This is a genomic window from Marivita cryptomonadis (assembly GCF_002115725.1).
Lineage (GTDB): Bacteria > Pseudomonadota > Alphaproteobacteria > Rhodobacterales > Rhodobacteraceae > Marivita > Marivita cryptomonadis.
Map to the genome: position 1 here is coordinate 123,885 of NZ_JFKD01000009.1, position 20,865 is coordinate 144,749.

A 20,865-nucleotide genomic window follows, 5' to 3' on the forward strand; every position below is an offset into this window, starting at 1 on the left:
GGATGCTCCTCGCGGGCCGGGTTCGCGGCGGGAGTAGCAACTTCACTTCGATATGGGAATAGAAGACCGGCCCGCCAGATGGATTAGCGGATAATGCAGCAAATGTCTGTTGCGATACGGGTCATGACATGCACTTAGACGCGTTCGGGTTTTCCGGTCAAGGATTTTGCTCCACACCCTGTTCGATCTGGACTTTGGGGCGCAGGCTCTGGCAGGAGATGAGGGGCATCATTCGGAGACCCTCATGCCAGCCTTGTCACACCGCATCACCACGCTCAACGGAGACGGATCCGACGGGTGGGACGTGTTCTACCGTGCCCGCGCCATGATCGCCGACGGAGTGCCGGTGACCGAGCTGACCATTGGAGAGCATGATATCGGCACCGATCCGTCGATCCTGAAAGCGATGTACGAGAGCGCTTTGGGCGGCCACACCGGGTACGCAATTGTACCGGGAATCAGTGCGTTGCGCGACGAAGTTGCAGCGCGGGTCGAGGCGCAGTCCGGTGTCCCAACGCGTCGTGAGAACGTTCTGATCACACCCGGAGGACAGGCCGGGCTTTTCGCGGCACATATGGCGGTCTGTGCGCCGGGGGATGTGGCACTGTTCGTCGATCCCTATTACGCGACCTATCCCGGCGTTCTGCGGTCGGTCGGTGCTGTGCCGCGAGCGGTGGAGACCCGGTCCTCGCAGGGATTCCTGCCGCAACGTGATGTGCTTAAAGCCGCCGTTGAAGCTGCGACGTCACTGCTGATCAACACACCGAACAATCCCACGGGCGCCGTCTACCCCCGCGCCACGTTACACGACATCGCCGAGGTGGTGACGGCGCAGGACATGTGGCTGATCTCGGACGAGGTCTATGACACGCAGGTCTGGGACGGTGCGCATATCAGCCCGCGTGCCCTGCCCGGTATGGCCGAGCGCACATTGGTGATCGGGTCGATGTCCAAGAGCCACGCCATGACCGGAAGCCGCATCGGCTGGATCGTCGGACCAGAAGACGCGATCACCTGTCTGGTCGATCTGGCGACCAACACAACCTACGGCGTACCGGGATATATTCAGGACGCGGCGCTGTTCGGCTTGCGGACCGGCCTGCCGCTGGAAGCGCAAGTTGCCGAACCGTTCCGGCGAAGACGGGCCATTGCCGAGCGAATTCTGGCATCACAGACCGTTTTACGGATGATCCCCGCGCAGGGGGCGATGTACGTGATGCTGGATGTGCGCGCGACCGGCATGAATGGTGAAGAGTTCGCCTTTGCGCTGCTTGATGCGCATCATATCGCAGTCATGCCGGGAGAGAGTTTCGGTCGATCTGCCGCCGGACATGTTCGGGTGGCGATGACGCAGGAGGACAGCCGGTTCAAAGCGGCGTTGCGCACTCTGTGCGAATTCGCGTCAGCACTCGCCAAGGCAGGATGATGTCCGAGCCGGTTTCGTCGATCCGCAATCTGGGGCCTGCGATGGATGCCGCCTGTGCCAAGGCCGGTATCACATCAGCTGAAGCACTGCGCGATATCGGCGCGGACGAGGCCTATCGGCGTTTGCTTTTGTCAGGCTTGCGACCGCATTTCATCGGCTATTACGTGCTGGTAATGGGGCTTCAGGGGCGGCCTTGGAACGACTGCAAGGGCGACGAGAAGAAAGCCCTGCGGGTGCGGTTCGATGCGATCAAGGCAGAGGTTGCCGGCCGAACTGATGGGATGCCACCGGGCATCGAGCAGTTTCTGGATCAGATCGGGGTTGTCCCCAAAAAATAAGCCGGGCTGATGCCCGGCCTACATGTCGTTCGCTTGCGAAGGTTGGCTTAGCCGACCAGTTCGAGCCCCGAGAAGAAGAACGCGATTTCTTCTGCTGCGGTTTCCGGTGCGTCGGAGCCGTGAACCGAGTTTTCACCAACGGATTCGGCAAATTCTGCACGGATGGTGCCGGGGGCAGCATCGGCCGGGTTGGTGGCGCCCATGACTTCGCGGTTTTTCGCGATGGCGTTTTCACCTTCGAGAACCTGCACGACAACCGGCTCGGACGCCATGAATTCGCACAGTTCGTCATAGAACGGGCGTTCGGCATGCACGGCGTAGAACTTGCCTGCCTGCGCTTTGGACAGGTGAATGCGCTTTTGCGCAACGATGCGCAGGCCCGCTTCTTCGAACTTGGCGTTGATCTTGCCAGTCAGGTTGCGGCGGGTTGCGTCGGGTTTGATGATCGAGAAGGTGCGTTCGAGGGCCATTGTGGTCGCTCCGTGGTTTGGGTTTATCTTTGGAGCGCCCGTTAGCATGGGGGTTTGGCGTTGGAAAGCCCCTGACGGGGCTTACGGGGGCTCTGCCCCCGAACCCCCGAGGTATTTTTCGCCCAAAGAAGCGAAGGGTGCTGGTTTGTCTTGCCGGGCGTTGCTATGGGCGTGCCATGTTGAAGATCGAAGATATCACCTATGCAGTTGACGGCCGGCCTTTGTTCGAAGGGGCCAGCGCCGTTATTCCCGATGGGCACAAGGTTGGCCTTGTCGGGCCAAATGGTGCCGGCAAGACCACGCTGTTCCGGTTGATCCGGGGCGAATTGGCGCTGGAGGGCGGTGCGATTTCAGTGCCGCGCGGGGCGCGTGTCGGCGGGGTGAGCCAGGAGGTGCCGGGGTCGTCGGTGTCGCTGATCGACACGGTTCTGGCTGCCGATACCGAGCGTGCCGCGCTGATGGCAGAGGCCGAGACTGCCACCGATGGTGCGCGTATTGCCGAGGTGCAGACACGGCTTGCCGATATCGACGCGTGGTCGGCGGAGGCACGGGCAGCTGCAATTCTCAAGGGCCTTGGGTTCGACGATGATGAACAGCGCATGCCCTGTTCTGCTTTCTCGGGTGGGTGGCGGATGCGCGTGGCTTTGGCGGGCGTGCTGTTTGCACAGCCTGATCTGCTGCTGCTGGATGAGCCGACCAACTATCTTGACCTGGAAGGGGCGCTGTGGCTGGAAAGCTACCTGGCGAAGTACCCTTACACGGTGATCGTGATCAGCCACGACCGGGGTCTTTTGAACCGGGCCGTGGGCGCGATTCTGCATCTCGAAGAGCGGCAACTGACCTTTTACCAAGGCCCCTATGACCAGTTCGCGCGGCAGCGCGCAGAACGACGGGCACAGGCAGCGGCGGTGGCCAAGAAGCAGCAGGCCCGCGTGGCCCATCTGCAATCCTTTGTTGACCGCTTCCGCGCAAAGGCCAGCAAGGCCAAGCAGGCGCAGTCCCGGCTCAAGATGATCGAACGGATGGACATGGTCAGTGCGCCCGAGGAAATCGCCAAGCGGGTCTTCAGCTTTCCGCAGCCCGACGAGCTGTCGCCGCCGATCATCCGGGTCGAGAACGGTGTCACCGGCTATGGCGACACCGAAGTCTTGCGAAAACTGGACCTGCGCATTGATCAGGACGACCGGATCGCGCTGTTGGGCAAGAATGGTCAGGGCAAATCGACTCTGGCCAAATTGCTGTCGGACCGCCTGCCACTTATGGCCGGGCGCATCACACGGTCGTCCAAGCTGCGCATCGGGTTCTTTGCACAGCACCAGGTGGACGAGTTGCACGTGGACGAAACGCCGCTTGATCACCTGCGGCGCGTGCGGCCCAATGAGATGCCGACACGTCACAGGGCACGGTTGGCGGGTTTTGGCCTGATGGCGGCGCAGGCGGACACCGTGGTGGGCAAGCTGTCAGGTGGACAAAAAGCGCGTCTGTCGCTGCTCTTGGCCACGCTGGATGCGCCGCATCTGCTGATCCTCGACGAGCCGACCAACCACCTTGACATCGAAAGCCGTGAGGCACTGGTCGAGGCCCTCACCGCCTATTCCGGTGCGGTGATCCTTGTCAGCCACGACATGCATCTGTTGTCGATGGTGGCGGACCGGCTGTGGCTGGTGAAGGATGGCAACGTCACGCCCTACGAGGACGATCTGGACGATTACCGCGCTATGCTGCTGGCTTCGGACAAACCTGCGAAGGCAGAAAAACCAAAGCCTGCGCGCCCTGCCCGCCCCGACCGTGACACGATGCTGGCGTTGCGGGCAGAGGTGCGCAAATGCGAAGCGCGTGTCGAGAAGATCGAGCAGATGCGCGAGACGTTGGCCAAGAAACTGGCGGACCCCGCGCTTTACGAGCCGGGCCGTAAAGGTGAGCTTGAGACCTGGAATAAGAAATACGCCGAGGTCATGGATGGCTTGCGGCGCGCCGAGGCGCTTTGGGAAACCGCGGCCGAGAAACTGGACGTGGCTGAAAACGCTTAGAACCGCATAGCCTACATGCTAGCCTTTCTAGATTGTTTTTGGAAAGGGCTTGGAGATGTCGGATTTTCACCGGGTTGTCCTTTTGCGGGTTTGTTTTCCGGACATTATCGCGGCAGCCGATTGCCGCTTTCCCGCATTTGAGGGCGCGGATATCTGGCGCTTTTGTCCCAGCCAGCGCCTGACCGATGATAATCGGCCACAATTTGCATCAGACGTCTGGGCGGGTATGGCGGCGTTCGATACCGAGGCAGACGCGCGCGCATTCCGAGCCGACCCGTACAGCCAGCTGCCATTCCTGAACACCGCGGACACGGTCTGGACCGCGCTCGCCATTCCTTTTGCCCATCGTGGCACGGTTATATGGCGCGACAGGATCGAGACCGATTGCGCATTGCGCGTGTGTCGGGACCCTGTCGAAGGCACCTTGGCCGTGGTCACATCTGCGGGGTTTGACGACGATTCCACCGTGCCGATCAGCCGGCGTCAGGATTTTGCCCGGGGAGTCGATGCGGTTCTGCGCGGCTATGGGGAAGCCCCCGGCAATATCTATCGCGACACCGTCAACGGCGCTGGTGTGGACGGGCGCGACGGGATCACGCTGTCCCTTTGGGAAACCGACGCGGCGATGATGGCGGCTGCCTACAAACCGGGGGTTCACCGTGGCTTGATGGATGGACATTTTGCCGACGCGATGTTCGATCGCTCGTCATTCTCGCGGTTTCGCGTTCAAGACATGTCCGAGGATTGGGGCCGCGCCGCAGCACCGGCCTGACAACGCTTGCGCGCACCAAGCGAACGTGATTGAGCACCCTCATGGATACCGCTTTTCTGATCTCTGCCTTTGTGACGCTGTTCGTGGTCATTGACCCGATTGGCCTGACACCTGTGTTCATCGCGTTGACCCCCGGCATGACGGCGCAACAGCGGCGCGCCATCGCCATTCGCGCGACGATCATTGCCGCTGCATTGTTGTTTCTGTTCGCCTTCCTGGGCGAGCAGGTCTTGGGCTTTATCGGCATCTCCATGCCGGCCTTCCGCATTGCAGGGGGTATTCTTCTATTCCTGACAGCGCTCGACATGCTGTTCGAGAGGCGCACCAAACGGCGCGAGGATCAGGCCGATGTGGATGATGCACCTGATCCGTCCGTGTTTCCCATTGCGATCCCCTTGATTGCCGGTCCGGGTGCCATCGCTTCGATCATCCTGCTGGCCGGTCAGGCCGAGGGCGCTGTCGGCATGGCATCGGTGCTTGGGGTGATGGTCGGGGTGCTGATGATCGTTTTCCTGCTATTCCTCAGCGCGCCGATTATTGAACGCGCCTTGGGCAAGACCGGGATTGTCGTGGTGACGCGGCTTTTGGGAATGTTGCTGGCGGCACTTTCCGTCCAGTTCGTTCTGGACGGCATCCGGGGTTTCGGGCTGGCGCTTGGCAGCTAGGCCCAGACCCTACACAAGCGTGCCGCGCCGACCTACATGTTGAGTATCACGGAGTGGGGATCGACAATGTCAGCGATGGAGTACGGCAATCTGGCCTATCTGGTGCTGTTGGGCGCTGTGATCGTGTTCTGGTTTTTTATTCAAAACCGGCAAGGCCTGAACAAGACCTTGCAACAAGGCGCGGTGTGGGGGCTGATTTTTCTTGGTGTGATCGCCGCTGTTGGTCTTTGGGGCGACATTCGACAGACCGTGCAGCCACAGCAACTTGTCATGTCAGAGACTGGGCGGATCGAAGTGCCGCGCGGACCCGATGGACATTACTACCTGACGCTCGAGATCAACGACGCGCCGGTGCGCTTTGTGGTCGACACCGGTGCAACCAGTATGGTGCTGACACAGAAAGACGCGGCACGGGTCGGGTTGAAGGACGAAGATGTGATCTTCTATACGGAAGCCATGACAGCAAACGGCCCTGTACGCACCGCACCAGTCAGGCTGGCCGATGTCGCGCTTGGTCCATTTCACGACCGGGATGTGCGGGCCTTCGTGAACGAGGGCGAAATGAGCAAGTCCCTATTGGGCATGGAGTATCTCAATCGGTTTGCCCGTCTTGAGATCAACAATGGTCGGCTGATCCTGGAACGGTGATTACCCGTTTCTGGGGGGTTGGCTGAAAAGAAACCTTCGGCTACGGTCCGTTCATACCGAAGTAAGAGTCTACGATGCGTCACTCGCTGCCACTTGCGCCGCAGTTTTATGTTACTGCGCCCCAGCCCTGTCCGTACCTTCCCGGTCGGATGGAGCGCAAGCTGTTCACTGCCCTGCAGGGCGAGGCCGCGGACAAGCTGAATAACAGCCTGTCCAAGCAGGGATTCCGTCGTTCGCAGAATGTGCTGTATCGACCGTCTTGTTCCGATTGCTCGGCTTGTCTGTCGGCGCGGATCTCGGTTGACGCGTTTCGCCCGTCACGCAGCCAGAAACGGACGATCAAGCGCAATGCGCATTTGCGGCGGCATGCCAGCAGCGCTTGGGCCACCGAGGATCAGTATGATCTGTTTCGCACCTATCTGGATGCGCGGCACGCCGATGGTGGCATGGCGGATATGGACGTGTTCGACTTTGCCGCAATGGTCGAGGAAACCCCCATCCGATCGAGGGTGATCGAATATTCCGACCCTGAACGTCGCAAATTGCAGGCGGTGTGCCTGACCGATGTGCTAGATGATGGGTTGAGCATGGTCTATTCGTTCTATTCGCCCAATGTGCCGGCCCAGAGCCTTGGCACCTACATGATCCTCGACCATGTCGAGATCGCGCGCGAGGCTGGGCTGCCGTATGTCTATCTGGGCTACTGGGTGCCGGGCAGCACCAAAATGGGGTACAAGTCGGCCTTTTCGGGGCTTGAACTATACCGCCACGGCGGATGGGAGCCGTTCCGCAAGCCCGACAGTTATTCTGCGGACATCCATCCTATGTCGACCGATCCGATTGCCGAACAGGTCGCGAATATATCGCTTCCCGATTTGCGCAGCTGATCCCTACCGCCTGCCAAACTCTTCGTTCGGAACAGTTCGAAGCCTCATACGTTCCCTTCTCGCAAAGACAAAGGAGCGACCGAGATGTCTGAACACGATACATTTGTAATGCCCATCGCCAAGATAGCCCGGAGCAACGACAAGTTCCGCGAGGTGGTCTGGACCGGCGACAAAACGCAGCTTGTGCTGATGGCCATTCCCGAAGGCGGCGAGATTGGTGGGGAGACCCACACGGGTCATGACCAATTGCTGTATTTCATCGACGGCATGGGCAAGGCGAAGATCGGCGATGACGAGATGGAGATCTCTGCCGGTGACGTGGCGATCGTTCCCTCAGGCAAGTTCCACAATTTCAAGAACACCGGAACCGGGATGATGCGTCTTTACACAACCTATTCGCCACCCGAACACGAGCCCGGCACCGAACATGACACCAAGGCAGATGCGGAGGCTGATCCAAACGACGATTGAGCCTTTGCGCCAAAAGAAAAGGCCGCTCTGACGAGCGGCCTTTTTGCGTGTTTGGTGACTGGATCAGTTCTGGATCAGGTCCGGTAGGATCGTGACAATCCCGGGGAATAGCCAGAGCAACGCAAGGCCCAGCACCTGGATGCCCACAAAGGGCATAACGCCACGATAGATATGTCCGGTCGTCACCTCTTTCGGCGCCACACCGCGCAGGTAGAACAGCGCAAAACCGAAGGGTGGCGTCAGGAACGATGTTTGCAGGTTAATCGCGATCATGATCGTCACCCATGCCGGATCAAGCGTCCCACCATAAATCACTGGTCCAACGATGGGCACCACGATGTAGATGATCTCGAGGAAGTCGAGCACGAAGCCCAGCACGAAGAGGATCAACATCACGACAAGGAACACGATGGTTTCATTGTCGAAGGACCGCAGGAATTGCTGGATGTAGTGTTCACCACCGAACGAGATCAGCACGAGGTTCAGAAGCTGCGAACCGATGAGGATGGTGAACACCATCGACGTCACTTTCGCGGTTTCCCTTACCACAGGCCCAAGGATGTTAGTTCGGAACAAAACCCAGCAGCTATACAGCAGACCGAAGAACGCGAAGTGATACGCGATCTGTGCCAGAACATATGCCACCCAATCCTCGAGCGGGATGCCCTCGCGCGTGATGCGCAGGTCGAAGTTCACCCCGAGCAGGATCATGATGATCAAGGCCAAGGACGCCCAGATGATGACCTTGGCCGCGCCCTGCTCTTCCTTGAGCTTCCGATAGGCGGCCAGCATGATCGCCCCTGCCGCACCCAAAGCCGCCGCAGGCGTCGGGTTGGTGATCCCACCAAGGATCGAGCCAAGCACCGCGACGATCAGGATCAACGGCGGGAAGACGACGCGCAAGAGTTCGTTCTGCGACAATCGTCCCATCGCGATCCAGACGCCATACATCGTCAAGAGCATCGGGATCGCGAGGATCATGAAGGTCGCCCCGGCGCCGCTCAGCGGTGAGATGAAGATCACGTCGCAGAGGAACGCAAGGACAATCCCCAAGCCCCCGACTATCAACGGCAGCGTTTCTGCGGACGGCGAGACGCCGCGCGCCAGGATGAGCACAAGCGCCAGCAGTGTGAAGACCGTGGCTACACCTGACCCGATGGGGGAGATGTTATCACGCGCTTCAATCAACGCCGTTGCACGCTCTTCTTCGGTCAGTTCCACGACCTCGCCAGTATCACCGGCTGCGGTCATGGCTGCGCGTTGCGCAACCGATTCGTCCCACGCCTCTTGGCCATGAAGTTCGATCATGGAGGCCTGACACTGCTCGGATACGTTGGTTCGCAGGCTTGGACCGTCAGCGCGTTCGGCGTAGTCAGAGACCGCGATGGTCTGGTTGCCGATCAGCCCCGAGCCAAAGCCGATAGAGATCGCAAGGATCAGGCCAACCGGTGCCGCCAAGTACCAAGTCAGCGCTTCATTGCGGGTCACGACCTCGCCGCTTTCGCCCGCCAACTGCACGGGCGGCGCGCTGGCCGGGCGCAGGAGCGCAAAGCCAAATGCATATAGACCGTAGAGAAGAGCAAGGAACAGACCCGGCAACAGAGCCGCCTGGAAGAGCGTGCCCACCGACAGAACGGCAGGTTCGCCAAGGAAGGTCAACGCGTCGGTACACCCTGCAACAACGGCGCGGGTTTCCTGTCCGGTTGCATAGAGATCCCCGACAAGGGTTCCCAGAAGAACGATGACGATGGACGGCGGGATGATCTGTCCCAACGTGCCCGAGGCCGCGATAACCCCTGTCGCCAGTTCGGGCGAGTAGTTGTTGCGCAGCATTGTCGGCAAGGCCAGCAAGCCCATGGTCACAACTGTGGCGCCCACGATACCTGTCGAGGCGGCAAGGAACGCGCCCACGATAACGATGGACACAGCCAGACCGCCCGGAAGCGGGCCGAACACCCGCGCCATCGAGGTCAGCAGGTCTTCGGCAATACGAGAGCGTTCCAGCGTGATGCCCATCATAACGAACATCAGCACCGCAAGCAGCGTTTCAATGGACTGGCCTGCGATCACCCTTTCGTTGATCCGGTTCACGATGAAGGAGATATTGCGCTCCATCGCCTGTTCCCATCCACCTGGGAACACCGGCTCTTCTATGCGCGGTAAGTCCGGGTATCGGAACACAGAGATGGCGTCTCGGGCGACCCCCTCGGCGACCAACGCCGCAAATTCAGCTGAGCCTTTGTCGATTGCCTGGTGGATCAACAACCCTGCCGAGTCCAGCGCGGCGATGATGGCAAAGGAAATGACACCGGCCCCCGCGATGGCGAATGCCACCGGAAAGCCTGTCATGATCCCGGCAAAGAGCGTCAGGAAAACGATGAGGATCCCGACCTCTACCCCGTCCATTCCGAAAAGCATGTTATGCGGCCCCCCCGCTATGTGCCGTTTGAGGCATCGTATTTTGTGTATTGATCATGTGTTCAGGTCGATCCGGAATGGATCGCGTGCTCGATTTCTTCGGCTTCGCTGGCAAAGCCATCCCTGTCGAGATATTTGCCGTCGCTTTCTTCGCCCTCGATGTATTCCAAAAGCGAGCGCCAGAAGAACGCCATCGCATGGACAAATGTCAGCACGCAGAATGCAACGATCAGGATCTTGAAAAGGAAATAGGCATCAAAGCCATTTGGGCTGAAGCCGATGGTTTCGACGTTCCAGCGGAAGATGCGCGACTGCATGATCATGCGGTCCAGATCGCTTGTCGCGGTCACCGCAGGCGTCATCAGGTGGCGCCACATGAAGAACCACGCATAGAGGTACGTGATGGTGATCGCAGGCAGCATGAAGAACATGCACCCAAACATGTCGATCAGCCGCTTGGTGCCGTATTTTACCTTGGAGTAAAACAGGTCAACACGGACGTGGCCGCCTTGCACAAAGGTATATGTCACGCACAATGCCACAACCATGGCGTTGTAAAACTTGAGCTCTTCGGCCCACCAGCTGAGGTCTTTGGCGAACGCCGTGCCGAACGGTCCCAGTTCAATCGAGGCAACCCGGAAGATGCGCTGCAGGAACACGATCATGACCTGCTGAATAACCATCAGCAGACCGGCCCATGCCGCAAAGCGACCGATCCCGTTCGCCATGCCTTCAAGACCTCGAACACATCCCCAAAGGATGCTGCGCTTCCAGGCAAGGCCGAGCACGGTAAGGATCAGGAAGGTGGTGAAGACCACAAAGAAGAATTCTACGGATGCGCCGTAGTAGATGAAGCGCATCACGGATGCGGGATCGGACCAGTTCAGCCATGACCCCGGAGTGAATATCGCCGCCACGAGATTGTATGGGGCCATTACTATATTTTGTAGCACCCAAAGGATGAAATCAACCATACCCTGCCCCTCTGTTGCCCCGATCGTGGGGCATCACGCGTGTCTGTAAAGTGGCGAAAAGCCCCGCCCAGACAGGTTGTCCGGGCGGGGCTAAGACGCGGCGTCGATTAGCCTGCGTTCACACGGTTACGCTGACGCATGAATTCACCATCAGCGATCTCGTACCAGCCGGAGGATTCCCGGATGGACTCGAACACGCTGTTGGCGATCTCGGCATAGATCGGGTCGCCCATGTTCTCTTCGCGGACTTCGGCCGCTGCGGTGCCGAACGCATCCCAGACGTCGTCGGGGAACTGACGCACCTGAACGCCACCGGCTTGCAGGCGGGCCAGAGCAGCGCCGTTTTCGGCCAGCGACAGCGCGGTGTTCTGCGCGTGCGACGCTTCACAGGCGACCTTACAGATCGTCTGCTGCTGCGGCGTCAGGGATTCCCAGATCTCCAGGTTGAACACCATGGACAGGGTCGAACCCGGCTCGTGGAAGCCAGCTGCATAGTAGGTCTTGGTGACTTCCTGGAAGCCCATGCGTTCGTCCGCATACGGGCCAATCCATTCCGCGCCGTCGATCTGACCGGACGCAAGCGCCTGGTAGATTTCACCGCCGGGGATGTTTTGCACAGAGGCGCCGAGGCGACCCAGCACCTGACCACCTTGGCCCGGCATACGGAAGCGAAGACCTTGAAGGTCGTCTGCCGAATTGATTTCCTTGTTGAACCAACCGCCCGGCTGCATTGCGGTCTGGCCGCACATCAGAGGCTTGAGGTTGAACAGGCTCGACAGGTTGTCATGCAGTGCCTGACCGCCGCGACGGTAGTACCAGTTCGCCATTTCCTGCGCCGTCATGCCGAAGGGCACAGCGGTAAAGAAGGCAAATGCCGGGTGCTGGTTGAGGAAGTAGTATTCTGCCGAGTGATACACGTCGGCCTGACCGGAAGACACGGCGTCGAACACTTCGAACGCGCCAACAAGCGAGCCGGCAGGCATCTTGTTGAACGAAATCTGGCCATCGGTCATGGCAGTGATGTAGTCGATAGCAAGCTGAGCCGCATCGTCGAACACGGCAAAGCCGTCCGGAACCGATGTGACCATAGTCAGTGTGCGATTGCCCTGCGCGTATGCCGGTGCCGCAAGTGTTGTGGCAGCAGCAGCGCCTGCCCCTACAGTAGACGTCCGCAAGAATGAACGACGATCCATGTATTTCCTCCCCTGAGTTTTGGATGCACAAAAACAGCCAGTCCGCTGTTTGCGCGGATCATTTAGTGGGTCGGACGGTAATCAGAAAAAAAACTGAATGCAAATAATTAAGAGTGCTTACACTTGTTTAAATTTTAGGCAGAAATCGCGGAAATCTCTCGATTTTTTGCCAGAGCTCTTGATAGCGCTACCAAGCCTTGAAGCCGGGGAAGGTCAGCTTACTTGAAGTTGTTTTTGCAAAACTTACGCCACACGCAATGCGCACAAAAGCCCCGCAACGCCCGGCGTTAAAGGCGTGTTCCCTGTCCCCAGACAACGAAGCCCGAGGGCGTGAAGCCCCTGTGGGTCACGTTCATCAGTACTGCACAAGACCGCATCAAGGTCGACCCGTCCCCTTGCAGCAGGCAGATCTGCGAAGGCACGGAAGGTTTCACGCTTTCGGTTTCGGACAACTGCACCTTGTGCCCCATTGCGCCCAAGCCCAACACGTGCGCAAGAACGATAAAGCCCACAAGGACTGTTGCATGGCAGGTGGAAAAGTCCCCTGCGCGAAAATTGCGTTTTCCAAGCATGTCCGCCTCCGGCTGTGACAAAAGTGAACCGACCAGTTCAGCTTATTGTATCTTATCGATCACCTGCAATTCACATCTCCGCGCGTTTTTGCACAGCACTTGCGCCCTTCTGTCAGCGACTCAGCAGAAAAGCGCAGCGCCATGCAGGTTATTTTCGGAAAATTTCAAGAACATGGGTCAACCTAGCAATAAACGGCAAAATTTTCTTGGCTTCGGGTACTTTTTTCGTCGTTTTCGATGTTGACCCTCTGGGAGGCTCAACATAATGTCCGCCCACGCGAGAAGGAGCCGACATGGCACGAGTGCTAGTCATTGTAGTAGAGAAAGAGCGCATGGGCCGGTGACGGAACCAGACCACGTCCCCATGCGCCCCCGACTAAACATCGGGGGTTTTTTTTCGCGTAACGAACAGAAGTGTCTGTAAACGGAGCAAAGCGATGACACGTCAAATGACCGGAGCGAAAATGGTGGTTCAAGCCCTGAAGGATCAGGGTGTGGACACAGTATTCGGGTATCCCGGTGGCGCTGTGCTACCGATTTACGACGAGATTTTTCAACAGAACGGCATCCGCCACTATCTCGTTCGCCACGAACAGGGCGCGGTTCACGCCGCCGAAGGCTATGCGCGCGCCACCGGCAAGCCGGGTGTGGTGCTTGTGACCTCTGGCCCCGGCGCGACGAATGCCGTGACAGGCCTCACTGACGCGCTGATGGACAGCATCCCGATTGTCGTCCTCACCGGTCAGGTCCCAACCTTCATGATCGGCTCGGACGCATTTCAAGAAGCCGACACCGTTGGCATCACCCGCCCCTGCACAAAGCACAACTGGCTGGTAAAAGACACGGACGCCCTGTCCGGCGTTCTGCACGAGGCGTTCCATGTGGCGACAACCGGTCGACCCGGTCCGGTTCTTGTGGACATTCCGAAGGACGTTCAGTTCGCCACCGGTACTTATACCGAAAAGGCCAAAGCGAAGGTCAGCCACTACCAGCCGCAACTCAAGGGCGACATGGAGACCATCACACAGTTGGTGGAAGCCCTCGAAGTCGCCGAACGTCCGGTGTTCTACACTGGCGGCGGCGTGATCAACTCGGGTCCGGGCGCAAGCCAGCTCCTGCGCGAATTGGTCGAAGCGACCGGCTTTCCGATCACATCAACCCTGATGGGTCTGGGCTGCTATCCGGCGTCGGGCAAGAATTGGCTGGGTATGCTCGGCATGCACGGTCTTTACGAAGCCAACCTTGCGATGCATGGCTGCGACCTGATGATCAACGTGGGCGCGCGCTTTGATGACCGGATCACCGGACGGCTGGATGCGTTCAGCCCGAAATCGCGCAAGGCACATATCGACATCGACCCCAGCTCGATCAACAAGGTGATCCGCGTCGACATGCCGATCATCGGCGATGTGGGCCATGTTCTTGAGGATATCCTCAAGGTTTGGAAAGCCCGCGGACGCAAGGTCAACAAAGAAGGCCTGCAAAAGTGGTGGCACCAGATCGAACAATGGCGCGCCGTGGACTGCCTCAAGTACAAGCCATCGGAAAAGGCGATCCGTCCCCAATACGCGCTGGATCGGCTTGAGCAGCTGACCAAGGGCCGTGACCGCTACATCACAACCGAAGTGGGCCAGCACCAGATGTGGGCCGCACAGTATCTTGGGTTTGAAGACCCAAATCGCTGGATGACCTCAGGCGGTCTGGGCACCATGGGCTATGGCACCCCCGCGTCGATCGGTGTTCAAGTCGCACACCCCGATGCGCTGGTGATCAACGTGGCGGGTGAAGCGTCTTGGCTGATGAACATGCAAGAGATGAGCACCGCGGTACAGTACCGCCTGCCGGTCAAACAATTCATCATGAACAACGAACGGCTTGGCATGGTGCGCCAATGGCAGGAACTTCTGCATGGCGAGCGCTATTCGCATTCCTGGTCAGAGGCCCTGCCCGACTTTGTGAAGCTCGCCGAAGCGTTCGGGTGCAAAGGTATCCTGTGTAAAGATCCAGCCGACCTTGATGATGCGATCATGGAAATGCTGGACTATGACGGTCCGGTGATCTTTGACTGCCTCGTCGAGAAGCACGAAAACTGCTTCCCGATGATCCCGTCGGGTGAGCCTCACAACAAGATGCTGTTGGGTGAAGCCAATACCAAGGACGCCATCGGCACCAAGGGCGCAGTGATGGTCTAGGCTTTCAGACCGGTGCGCGCCGGTCTGATCCGTGGGGGGCTGCCCCCCACATCGCCCTTTTTGTGGGGGCCAGCCCCCACACCCCCGGCATATTTGGAAAAAGAAGAAGATCATGTCCCCGCTGAATATCAAAAAAGGTTCGACCAAGCATTCCGCCTACAACCTGCGTTCGACCTTTTCCGACGTCCAGGAAACCCACACTCTGGCCGTGCTCGTTGCAAACGAACCCGGCGTGTTGGCGCGGGTGATCGGACTGTTTTCCGGTCGTGGCTACAATATCGACAGCCTGACTGTCGCTGAAGTGGATCACGCCGGGCACACGAGCCGGATCACCATCGTCACCACCGGCACACCGCAGGTGATTGAACAGATCAAGGCACAGTTGGGGCGGATCGTGCCCGTACACGAAGTGCACGACCTGACCGTCGAAGGCGGATCGGTTGAGCGCGAATTGGCGCTGATCAAGGTCGAAGGGTCGGGCGAAAAACGGGTCGAGGCGTTGCGCCTTGCCGACATCTTCCGCGCGCAGGTTGTTGACAGCACGCTGGAAAGCTTTGTGTTCCAGATCACGGGCACGCCTGAAAAAGTCGATGCGTTTGTGGATCTCATGCGCCCACTTGGGCTGGTCGAAGTTGCACGAACGGGTGTCGCAGCATTGTCGCGCGGCGTCTGAAACGATCAAGACCAAGTCGGGGAAAGATAAGCCCCGACTTGATCATCCCCGGCTTTAGCCGGAACAGGCCACCTTGGCGGGCGCTGTGACGCCGAAATACTGCGACAGTGAAACGACTTTATCGGTGCCTTCAGCCTTGAGCGGCCGCGCATCATTCGCGCTGGCCGGAGTGCCATCGCGCAAAGTCTTTGGCAGATCGGGCGAATGCGATGCCATCAGCACCTGCGGATTGCGGGCCTTTCTGACATTCTGCTGCACGATCATGTCAAATCTGATGAGATCACCTGCATCAAGCACCGGCGCGTCATGAACGCTCCCCTCTGCCGGTGTGTAAAAAGCAAGTTCGCCTTGGTCTTCGCACCAGATCACAGCTTTTTGTGCGGCTGTGTCTGACCACAGCACAACACCGAACATATTCTGCGGTTTCATAGTTAGGTTCCCCATCTTAGAAGCCTAATGTGTTAATTTTTCGGGCGTCAGGACATCCCGAACTGTGCGTCTGCGGTAAAAAATTTGTGTCAGTGGTGATTGACCCTGACGCGAACTCGCATCAACAATGTATCTGGTTAGCATCACTTCCGCCAGTACATCCCTGCACGGGCCATAATCCGGCAGCGCCACCCAAGGTTTTTGACGAGTATCTACGAGCAACAGTAATGGCCTTTCGATCCTGATTTTCACGACGAGAGCTTATCAAAGTGACACGCCCAAGCCCTTCTGAATTGCGCAACACTCTGGGGGCAAACCTGCGCGAACTCGCCAAATCAACAGAATCAATCTCAGCACTTTGCCGGGAACTTGGAATAAACCGAACCCAATTCAACAGATATCTCTCTGGGGAAAGTTTTCCAAGGCCAGATGTTTTGTTTCGTATCTGCCAATACTTTGATGTCGATGCACGGATCATTCTCGAACCTCTTTCCAATATCGGTTTGGGCACAAAATCCTTGTTGAACCACCCTGAAATCGACGGTTTCTTATCCAGTGGCGTCACACAATTACAGGAAACCATTTTTCCTGCAGGATTTTACCGATTTGTGCGCCGCAGTTTTCTGGACGAGGCCAAATTTATTCAGGGTCTTGTGTATGTCTATCGAAAGGACGGAGCAACCTTTCTTCGCGGCTTTGAGGCCAAAGAGGCCATGGCCCAGCAAGGATTGCCCGCATATCCCAAAAACCGGGAGTTTCGCGGACTTCTGATGGCGCAGGAAGGCGGGGTCGCGGGATTGGTCAGTCGACGGAATGCCCTGACGACCTCTTTCAACTTTCTGGCGCAGGTGCCGTCGTTTCAGAACAACTACTGGGTCGGATACACTGTCCGGACGGTACGGGAAAGCAGCACAGGCGCGCGGGTTGCGCGGCTGGTTTATGAATTTCTCGGTCGCGACGGGACAAAGGTACGCCACGCTGCGCGCAACTCGGGATTCTGCACTGCATCTGACCTCGTTGCCTACGAGCAGGCGCAATTGCGCATCGGAGAGCCGTTCTTCTAGGTCGGGTCATGGTCGGTGGGCGGCAGATTCTGTCGTCTTTTGACGCGACCCCGCGTCTTTTGCGCCACAGGATGTTGTCCAACCAGATTGTGGAGGTGGCGATGACTGTGCTTGATCCCCGGTTGGCGGATGTCAACAAACCAACGGCCGAAGCACGAGGGCTTCCTAATGCGCACTACACCGATCCCGACAAGTTCATCGAGGAACGGGACGCGCTTTTTGGTGCTGGATGGGCCGGGCTGGCCGTGGCGTCCGACGTGCCCGAAATCGGCGACGCGGTTCCGATCACCTTTCTCGACATTCCGCTGCTTCTGATCCGGGGACGTGACAATGTCGTGCGGGTGTTTCAGAATATCTGCCGTCATCGCGGCATGATCCTTGTGTCAGAACCCCGCAGGATCGAAGGGGCCATCCGCTGCCCCTATCACTCGTGGTGCTACAGCACGCAGGGACAATTGGTTGCCACGCCCCATGTCGGCGGGCCGGGCTTCAATTCCCATAAGGACATGGACCGCGCCACGCTAGGGCTGATCGAAGTGCGCAGCCATGTCTGGCGGGATGTCGTCTGGATCAATCTTTCAGGCGACGCACCGGCGTTCGAAGACGCGATGCGTGATGTGATTGCTCGCTGGGCGGATTTTGAAAAACCGCTGTTTCACGGAGGCGATGACAGCCGATTCACTCTGACGGTTGATAGCAATTGGAAACTGGCCGTCGAAAACTATTGCGAAAGCTATCATCTGCCATGGGTCCATCCAGGGCTGAACAGTTATTCGCGGCTCGAGGATCACTATAATATCGAAATCGAAGGAGTAACGTCGGGACAAGGCACATTGGTTTATCGCCAATTGCAAAGCGACACAGGTGCCGTTTTTCCCGATTACGCTGATTTGGACCCGAAATGGGACGCTGGTGCGGAATACCTTTCGATTTATCCAAATGTCCTGCTGGGCGTGCATCGCGATCATGCTTTTGCAATTATCCTACGCCCGAACGGCCCGAACCAGACCGAAGAATTCATCCACATTTACTATGCCACTCCGGATACCGACATTTCATTGAGACAGAAAAACGCCGAGCAATGGAAAGTCGTTTTTGAAGAGGACATCTTTGTGGTCGAAGGCATGCAGCGCGGTCGTCGTGCTCCGGGTTTCGATGGCGGACGGTTCTCGCCGGCGATGGACGGCCCGACGCATTGCTTTCATAAATGGGCGGCAGGCCGCATCACACGCCACCAAAGCCAAGCGTGACCGAAGCCTTGGATCAGGCGCTGTTGGCAGCGCATGCGCAAAATGATCACCTCGCTTTGATCGCGCTCTATGAACACGCCGCCGAGGCCACATCAAACGAGCCCGCCCGCGGGTTCTTCCTGACCCAGGCTTATGTGTTCGCGTTGGATACAGGCGATGCCCGAGCGGATCGTCTGAAAGACGCGCTGGTCGCGCTTGGACGTGACACCCCTGCCCCAAACGATCCTTAAACTGGCTGCGCGTTCCCCTGCTCTGCCTGAATCGACGGAATGCGCACCTGGTCATAAAGATGCCAGGTGGCATGGCCCAAAAGCGGCAGAGCCACCAACAACCCAAGAAATCCCGGCAGCAGGGCAACGAAGGTCACGATTGCGATAAACGCGCCCCAGCCCAGCATGAGCACGGGCTGTGCCATCACGAATTGGAAAGAGGTGATCATCGCGGTGACAAAGTCGATCTCCCGGTCCAAAAGCAACGGCAGCGCGATCACCGTGATATTGAACAGCAATATCGCGAATAGAGCACCTACAAAGGTGCCCACGGCAAGCATCATCAGCCCGTTTGGTGAGAGATACACATCAAGGGATGTCGAGACATTGGTCATCGTGCTGAGGCCCAGAAACAACGCGAAAATCATGTGTGCGAGGAAGAACCAGAACAGGAAGACCATGATGATGATCGCGCAGATGGATGGCAATTGTCGGCGGGACTGTTGCAGGACGACGCCGAAAATCTCGGACGCGACCAAAGGATCCCCGCGTTCGAGCCTGCGGCTGACCTCGTAGAACCCGACCGCCGCAAAGGGTCCGATCAGGGGAAACCCGATTGCCGCCAGAACAAGCCAGTAGGTCGTGCCCGTCCAGACTGTGATCCACAAAATCGTCCAGCCAGCCAGAACATAGAACCCGGCAAAGACCAGGGCATAGCTTGGCGCGCGAGTCAGGTCTTTCCAACCGCGCCGCAACGCCGTTCGCAACATATCTACCGACACAGGTTCCAGTGTCGGCACACCAAGTTTTGGGGTCTCCCTCATGCCATCCTCCCAAGCATGACGTTCGCGCCTCTGTATGAAATCGACACAACACAGGTTTGGCAACACGTTCCTGACAGAGCCACGTGCAGCGATGCGTGGCCGCATCGCTGTTTTTCCTTCACCGGAACATCGTCCACCGGGTGTGAAAAGGCGAGATCAGTCGGCGCGCGCGTCGGCGCGGGACTTGCCCGACACGTTCATAGCAAGGGTGGCCGCCATGAACGGGTCAAGATCGCCATCCAGCACACCCTTGGTGTCCGAAGTTTCATGCCCGGTGCGCAGGTCTTTGACCATCTGGTAGGGTTGCAGAACGTAGGATCGGATCTGGTTGCCCCAGCCTGCATCGCCCTTCGCCTCGTGTGCGGCATTGATCGCTTCGTTCCGGCGATCAAGCTCCATCTGGTAGAGCCGCGATTTTAGCGCTTTCATGGCGATATCGCGGTTCTGGTGCTGAGACTTTTCGGAACTGGTCACGACGATCCCGGTCGGCATGTGGGTGATCCGTACAGCCGAGTCCGTGGTGTTCACGTGCTGACCACCTGCCCCGGATGAGCGGTAGGTGTCGATGCGGATGTCGGACGGGTTCACTTCAATCTCGATATTGTCGTCGACCACCGGGTAGACCCAGACCGAAGAGAATGAGGTGTGGCGCTTGGCGGCGCTGTCGAAGGGCGAAATCCGCACTAGACGGTGGACGCCAGATTCCGACTTGAGCCAACCATAAGCATTGGGACCCGAGATCTTGTAGGCGGCAGATTTGATACCCGCCTCTTCGCCCGGAGTTTCGGACTGCAGTTCAACCTCGTAGCCATGTTGTTCCGCCCAGCGAACATACATCCGCGCCAGCATATTGGCCCAGTCGCAGCTTTCGGTGCCGCCCGCACCCGAGTTGATTTCAAGGAAGGTGTCGTTGCCATCGGCCTCGCCATCAAGCAACGCTTCAAGCTCTTTCTTGGACGCCTTGTCCGCAAGCGATTTCAGCGCGGTCTCGGCATCTGCGATGACTTCCTTGTCATCCTCCATCTCGCCCAGTTCAATCATTTCGACGTTGTCGCTGAGGTCTTGCTTAATCGAGGTGTAAGTCTCGATGGCGTCGACCAGCATTTGACGTTCGCGCATCAGTTTCTGCGCGGCTTCTGGATTGTCCCAAAGGTTTGGGTCCTCGACACGGGCGTTGAACTCCTCCAGACGATGCTGGGCGGTTTCCCAATTCAATCGCTGCGCCAGCAATTTCAGGGATTTTTCAATCTGTTCAACGGTGTTCTGGATTTCAGCGCGCATTGGCGATCCTGTATGCTCGGGCCTTGGTCAGACTTGGTGATAGACCAGCCACGCCGCCCCTTCAAGGCAGCGCGACCGG

The 20,865-nt window shown here is 58.3% G+C and carries 21 protein-coding genes; 13 read left to right on the forward strand and 8 right to left on the reverse strand.

The window, feature by feature from the left end:
• Positions 1–244: 244 nt before the first annotated feature.
• Both MCRY_RS11840 and MCRY_RS11845 read left to right on the forward strand, forming a co-directional pair.
• Entirely contained in the window at positions 245–1,426 is a 1,182-nt protein-coding gene (locus tag MCRY_RS11840) for a pyridoxal phosphate-dependent aminotransferase (protein ID WP_085630232.1), read from the forward strand.
• The gene (locus MCRY_RS11845; protein ID WP_085630095.1) at positions 1,426–1,764 is read left to right on the forward strand and encodes a TfoX/Sxy family DNA transformation protein; all 339 of its coding nucleotides are present in this window, start codon (positions 1,426–1,428) and stop codon (positions 1,762–1,764) included. Before MCRY_RS11840 ends, MCRY_RS11845 begins: the two co-directional genes overlap by 1 nt.
• A gap of 47 nt (positions 1,765–1,811) precedes the next feature.
• Here MCRY_RS11845 and ndk read toward each other — a convergent pair whose 3' ends face one another.
• Positions 1,812–2,234 carry a nucleoside-diphosphate kinase gene (gene ndk / locus MCRY_RS11850; protein ID WP_085630097.1) on the reverse strand — a complete coding sequence of 141 codons (423 nt, stop codon included), beginning with the start codon at positions 2,232–2,234 and terminating at the stop codon, positions 1,812–1,814.
• Positions 2,235–2,410: 176 nt separating this feature from the next.
• Here ndk and MCRY_RS11855 point away from each other — a divergent pair, with 176 nt between their 5' ends.
• The 6 genes from MCRY_RS11855 (at position 2,411) to MCRY_RS11880 (ending at position 7,707) form a co-directional block, all read left to right on the forward strand.
• Positions 2,411–4,264, forward strand: a complete 1,854-nt coding sequence (locus MCRY_RS11855) for an ABC-F family ATP-binding cassette domain-containing protein (RefSeq protein WP_085630234.1) — start codon at positions 2,411–2,413, stop codon at positions 4,262–4,264.
• 55 nt (positions 4,265–4,319) lie between these two features.
• The gene (locus MCRY_RS11860) at positions 4,320–5,036 is read left to right on the forward strand and encodes a hypothetical protein (RefSeq protein ID WP_085630099.1); all 717 of its coding nucleotides are present in this window, start codon (positions 4,320–4,322) and stop codon (positions 5,034–5,036) included.
• Positions 5,037–5,077: 41 nt separating this feature from the next.
• Positions 5,078–5,701, forward strand: coding sequence for a MarC family protein (locus MCRY_RS11865; RefSeq protein WP_085630101.1), 624 nt, complete (start codon positions 5,078–5,080; stop codon positions 5,699–5,701).
• Positions 5,702–5,767: 66 nt separating this feature from the next.
• Entirely contained in the window at positions 5,768–6,349 is a 582-nt protein-coding gene (locus MCRY_RS11870) for a retropepsin-like aspartic protease family protein (RefSeq protein WP_085630103.1), read from the forward strand.
• 74 nt (positions 6,350–6,423) lie between these two features.
• Positions 6,424–7,236 carry an arginyltransferase gene (locus MCRY_RS11875; protein ID WP_085630105.1) on the forward strand — a complete coding sequence of 271 codons (813 nt, stop codon included), beginning with the start codon at positions 6,424–6,426 and terminating at the stop codon, positions 7,234–7,236.
• 84 nt (positions 7,237–7,320) lie between these two features.
• On the forward strand, positions 7,321–7,707 hold the full coding sequence (locus MCRY_RS11880) for a cupin domain-containing protein (RefSeq protein WP_085630107.1): 387 nt from the start codon (positions 7,321–7,323) through the stop codon (positions 7,705–7,707).
• Between the two features lie 63 nt (positions 7,708–7,770).
• Here the strand turns inward: MCRY_RS11880 and MCRY_RS11885 are convergent, their stop codons facing one another.
• The 4 genes from MCRY_RS11885 to MCRY_RS11900 all read right to left on the reverse strand — a co-directional run bounded on the left by MCRY_RS11885 (position 7,771) and on the right by MCRY_RS11900 (position 12,864).
• On the reverse strand, positions 7,771–10,125 hold the full coding sequence (locus MCRY_RS11885) for a TRAP transporter large permease (RefSeq protein ID WP_085630109.1): 2,355 nt from the start codon (positions 10,123–10,125) through the stop codon (positions 7,771–7,773).
• 62 nt (positions 10,126–10,187) lie between these two features.
• On the reverse strand, positions 10,188–11,099 hold the full coding sequence (locus tag MCRY_RS11890; protein ID WP_085630111.1) for a TRAP transporter small permease subunit: 912 nt from the start codon (positions 11,097–11,099) through the stop codon (positions 10,188–10,190).
• A 107-nt stretch (positions 11,100–11,206) separates the two neighbouring features.
• Positions 11,207–12,292, reverse strand: a complete 1,086-nt coding sequence (locus MCRY_RS11895) for a TRAP transporter substrate-binding protein (RefSeq protein WP_085630113.1) — start codon at positions 12,290–12,292, stop codon at positions 11,207–11,209.
• A gap of 287 nt (positions 12,293–12,579) precedes the next feature.
• Positions 12,580–12,864 carry a hypothetical protein gene (locus tag MCRY_RS11900; RefSeq protein WP_085630115.1) on the reverse strand — a complete coding sequence of 95 codons (285 nt, stop codon included), beginning with the start codon at positions 12,862–12,864 and terminating at the stop codon, positions 12,580–12,582.
• A 437-nt stretch (positions 12,865–13,301) separates the two neighbouring features.
• Here MCRY_RS11900 and MCRY_RS11905 point away from each other — a divergent pair, with 437 nt between their 5' ends.
• Both MCRY_RS11905 and ilvN read left to right on the forward strand, forming a co-directional pair.
• Positions 13,302–15,056, forward strand: coding sequence for an acetolactate synthase 3 large subunit (locus MCRY_RS11905; RefSeq protein WP_085630117.1), 1,755 nt, complete (start codon positions 13,302–13,304; stop codon positions 15,054–15,056).
• 112 nt (positions 15,057–15,168) lie between these two features.
• Positions 15,169–15,729 carry an acetolactate synthase small subunit gene (ilvN, locus tag MCRY_RS11910; RefSeq protein ID WP_085630119.1) on the forward strand — a complete coding sequence of 187 codons (561 nt, stop codon included), beginning with the start codon at positions 15,169–15,171 and terminating at the stop codon, positions 15,727–15,729.
• A gap of 54 nt (positions 15,730–15,783) precedes the next feature.
• Here the strand turns inward: ilvN and MCRY_RS11915 are convergent, their stop codons facing one another.
• The gene (locus MCRY_RS11915; RefSeq protein ID WP_085630122.1) at positions 15,784–16,158 is read right to left on the reverse strand and encodes a hypothetical protein; all 375 of its coding nucleotides are present in this window, start codon (positions 16,156–16,158) and stop codon (positions 15,784–15,786) included.
• A gap of 293 nt (positions 16,159–16,451) precedes the next feature.
• Between MCRY_RS11915 and MCRY_RS11920 the strand changes: the two genes are divergently transcribed.
• The 3 genes from MCRY_RS11920 (at position 16,452) to MCRY_RS11930 (ending at position 18,702) form a co-directional block, all read left to right on the forward strand.
• The gene (locus MCRY_RS11920; RefSeq protein ID WP_238939493.1) at positions 16,452–17,222 is read left to right on the forward strand and encodes a helix-turn-helix domain-containing protein; all 771 of its coding nucleotides are present in this window, start codon (positions 16,452–16,454) and stop codon (positions 17,220–17,222) included.
• A 101-nt stretch (positions 17,223–17,323) separates the two neighbouring features.
• On the forward strand, positions 17,324–18,472 hold the full coding sequence (locus MCRY_RS11925; protein WP_085630236.1) for an aromatic ring-hydroxylating oxygenase subunit alpha: 1,149 nt from the start codon (positions 17,324–17,326) through the stop codon (positions 18,470–18,472).
• Entirely contained in the window at positions 18,469–18,702 is a 234-nt protein-coding gene (locus MCRY_RS11930) for a hypothetical protein (RefSeq protein ID WP_238939515.1), read from the forward strand. The genes MCRY_RS11925 and MCRY_RS11930 overlap by 4 nt, the downstream gene beginning before the upstream one ends.
• On the opposite strand, the gene MCRY_RS11935 is transcribed toward MCRY_RS11930, so the two are convergent.
• Both MCRY_RS11935 and prfB read right to left on the reverse strand, forming a co-directional pair.
• Positions 18,699–19,505, reverse strand: a complete 807-nt coding sequence (locus tag MCRY_RS11935; protein WP_085630128.1) for a DUF2189 domain-containing protein — start codon at positions 19,503–19,505, stop codon at positions 18,699–18,701. The two genes, MCRY_RS11930 and MCRY_RS11935, sit on opposite strands and share 4 nt — an antisense overlap.
• Positions 19,506–19,661: 156 nt before the next feature.
• Positions 19,662–20,786, reverse strand: a complete 1,125-nt coding sequence (prfB, locus tag MCRY_RS11940; RefSeq protein WP_085630130.1) for a peptide chain release factor 2 — start codon at positions 20,784–20,786, stop codon at positions 19,662–19,664.
• Between the last annotated feature and the right edge of the window lie 79 nt (positions 20,787–20,865).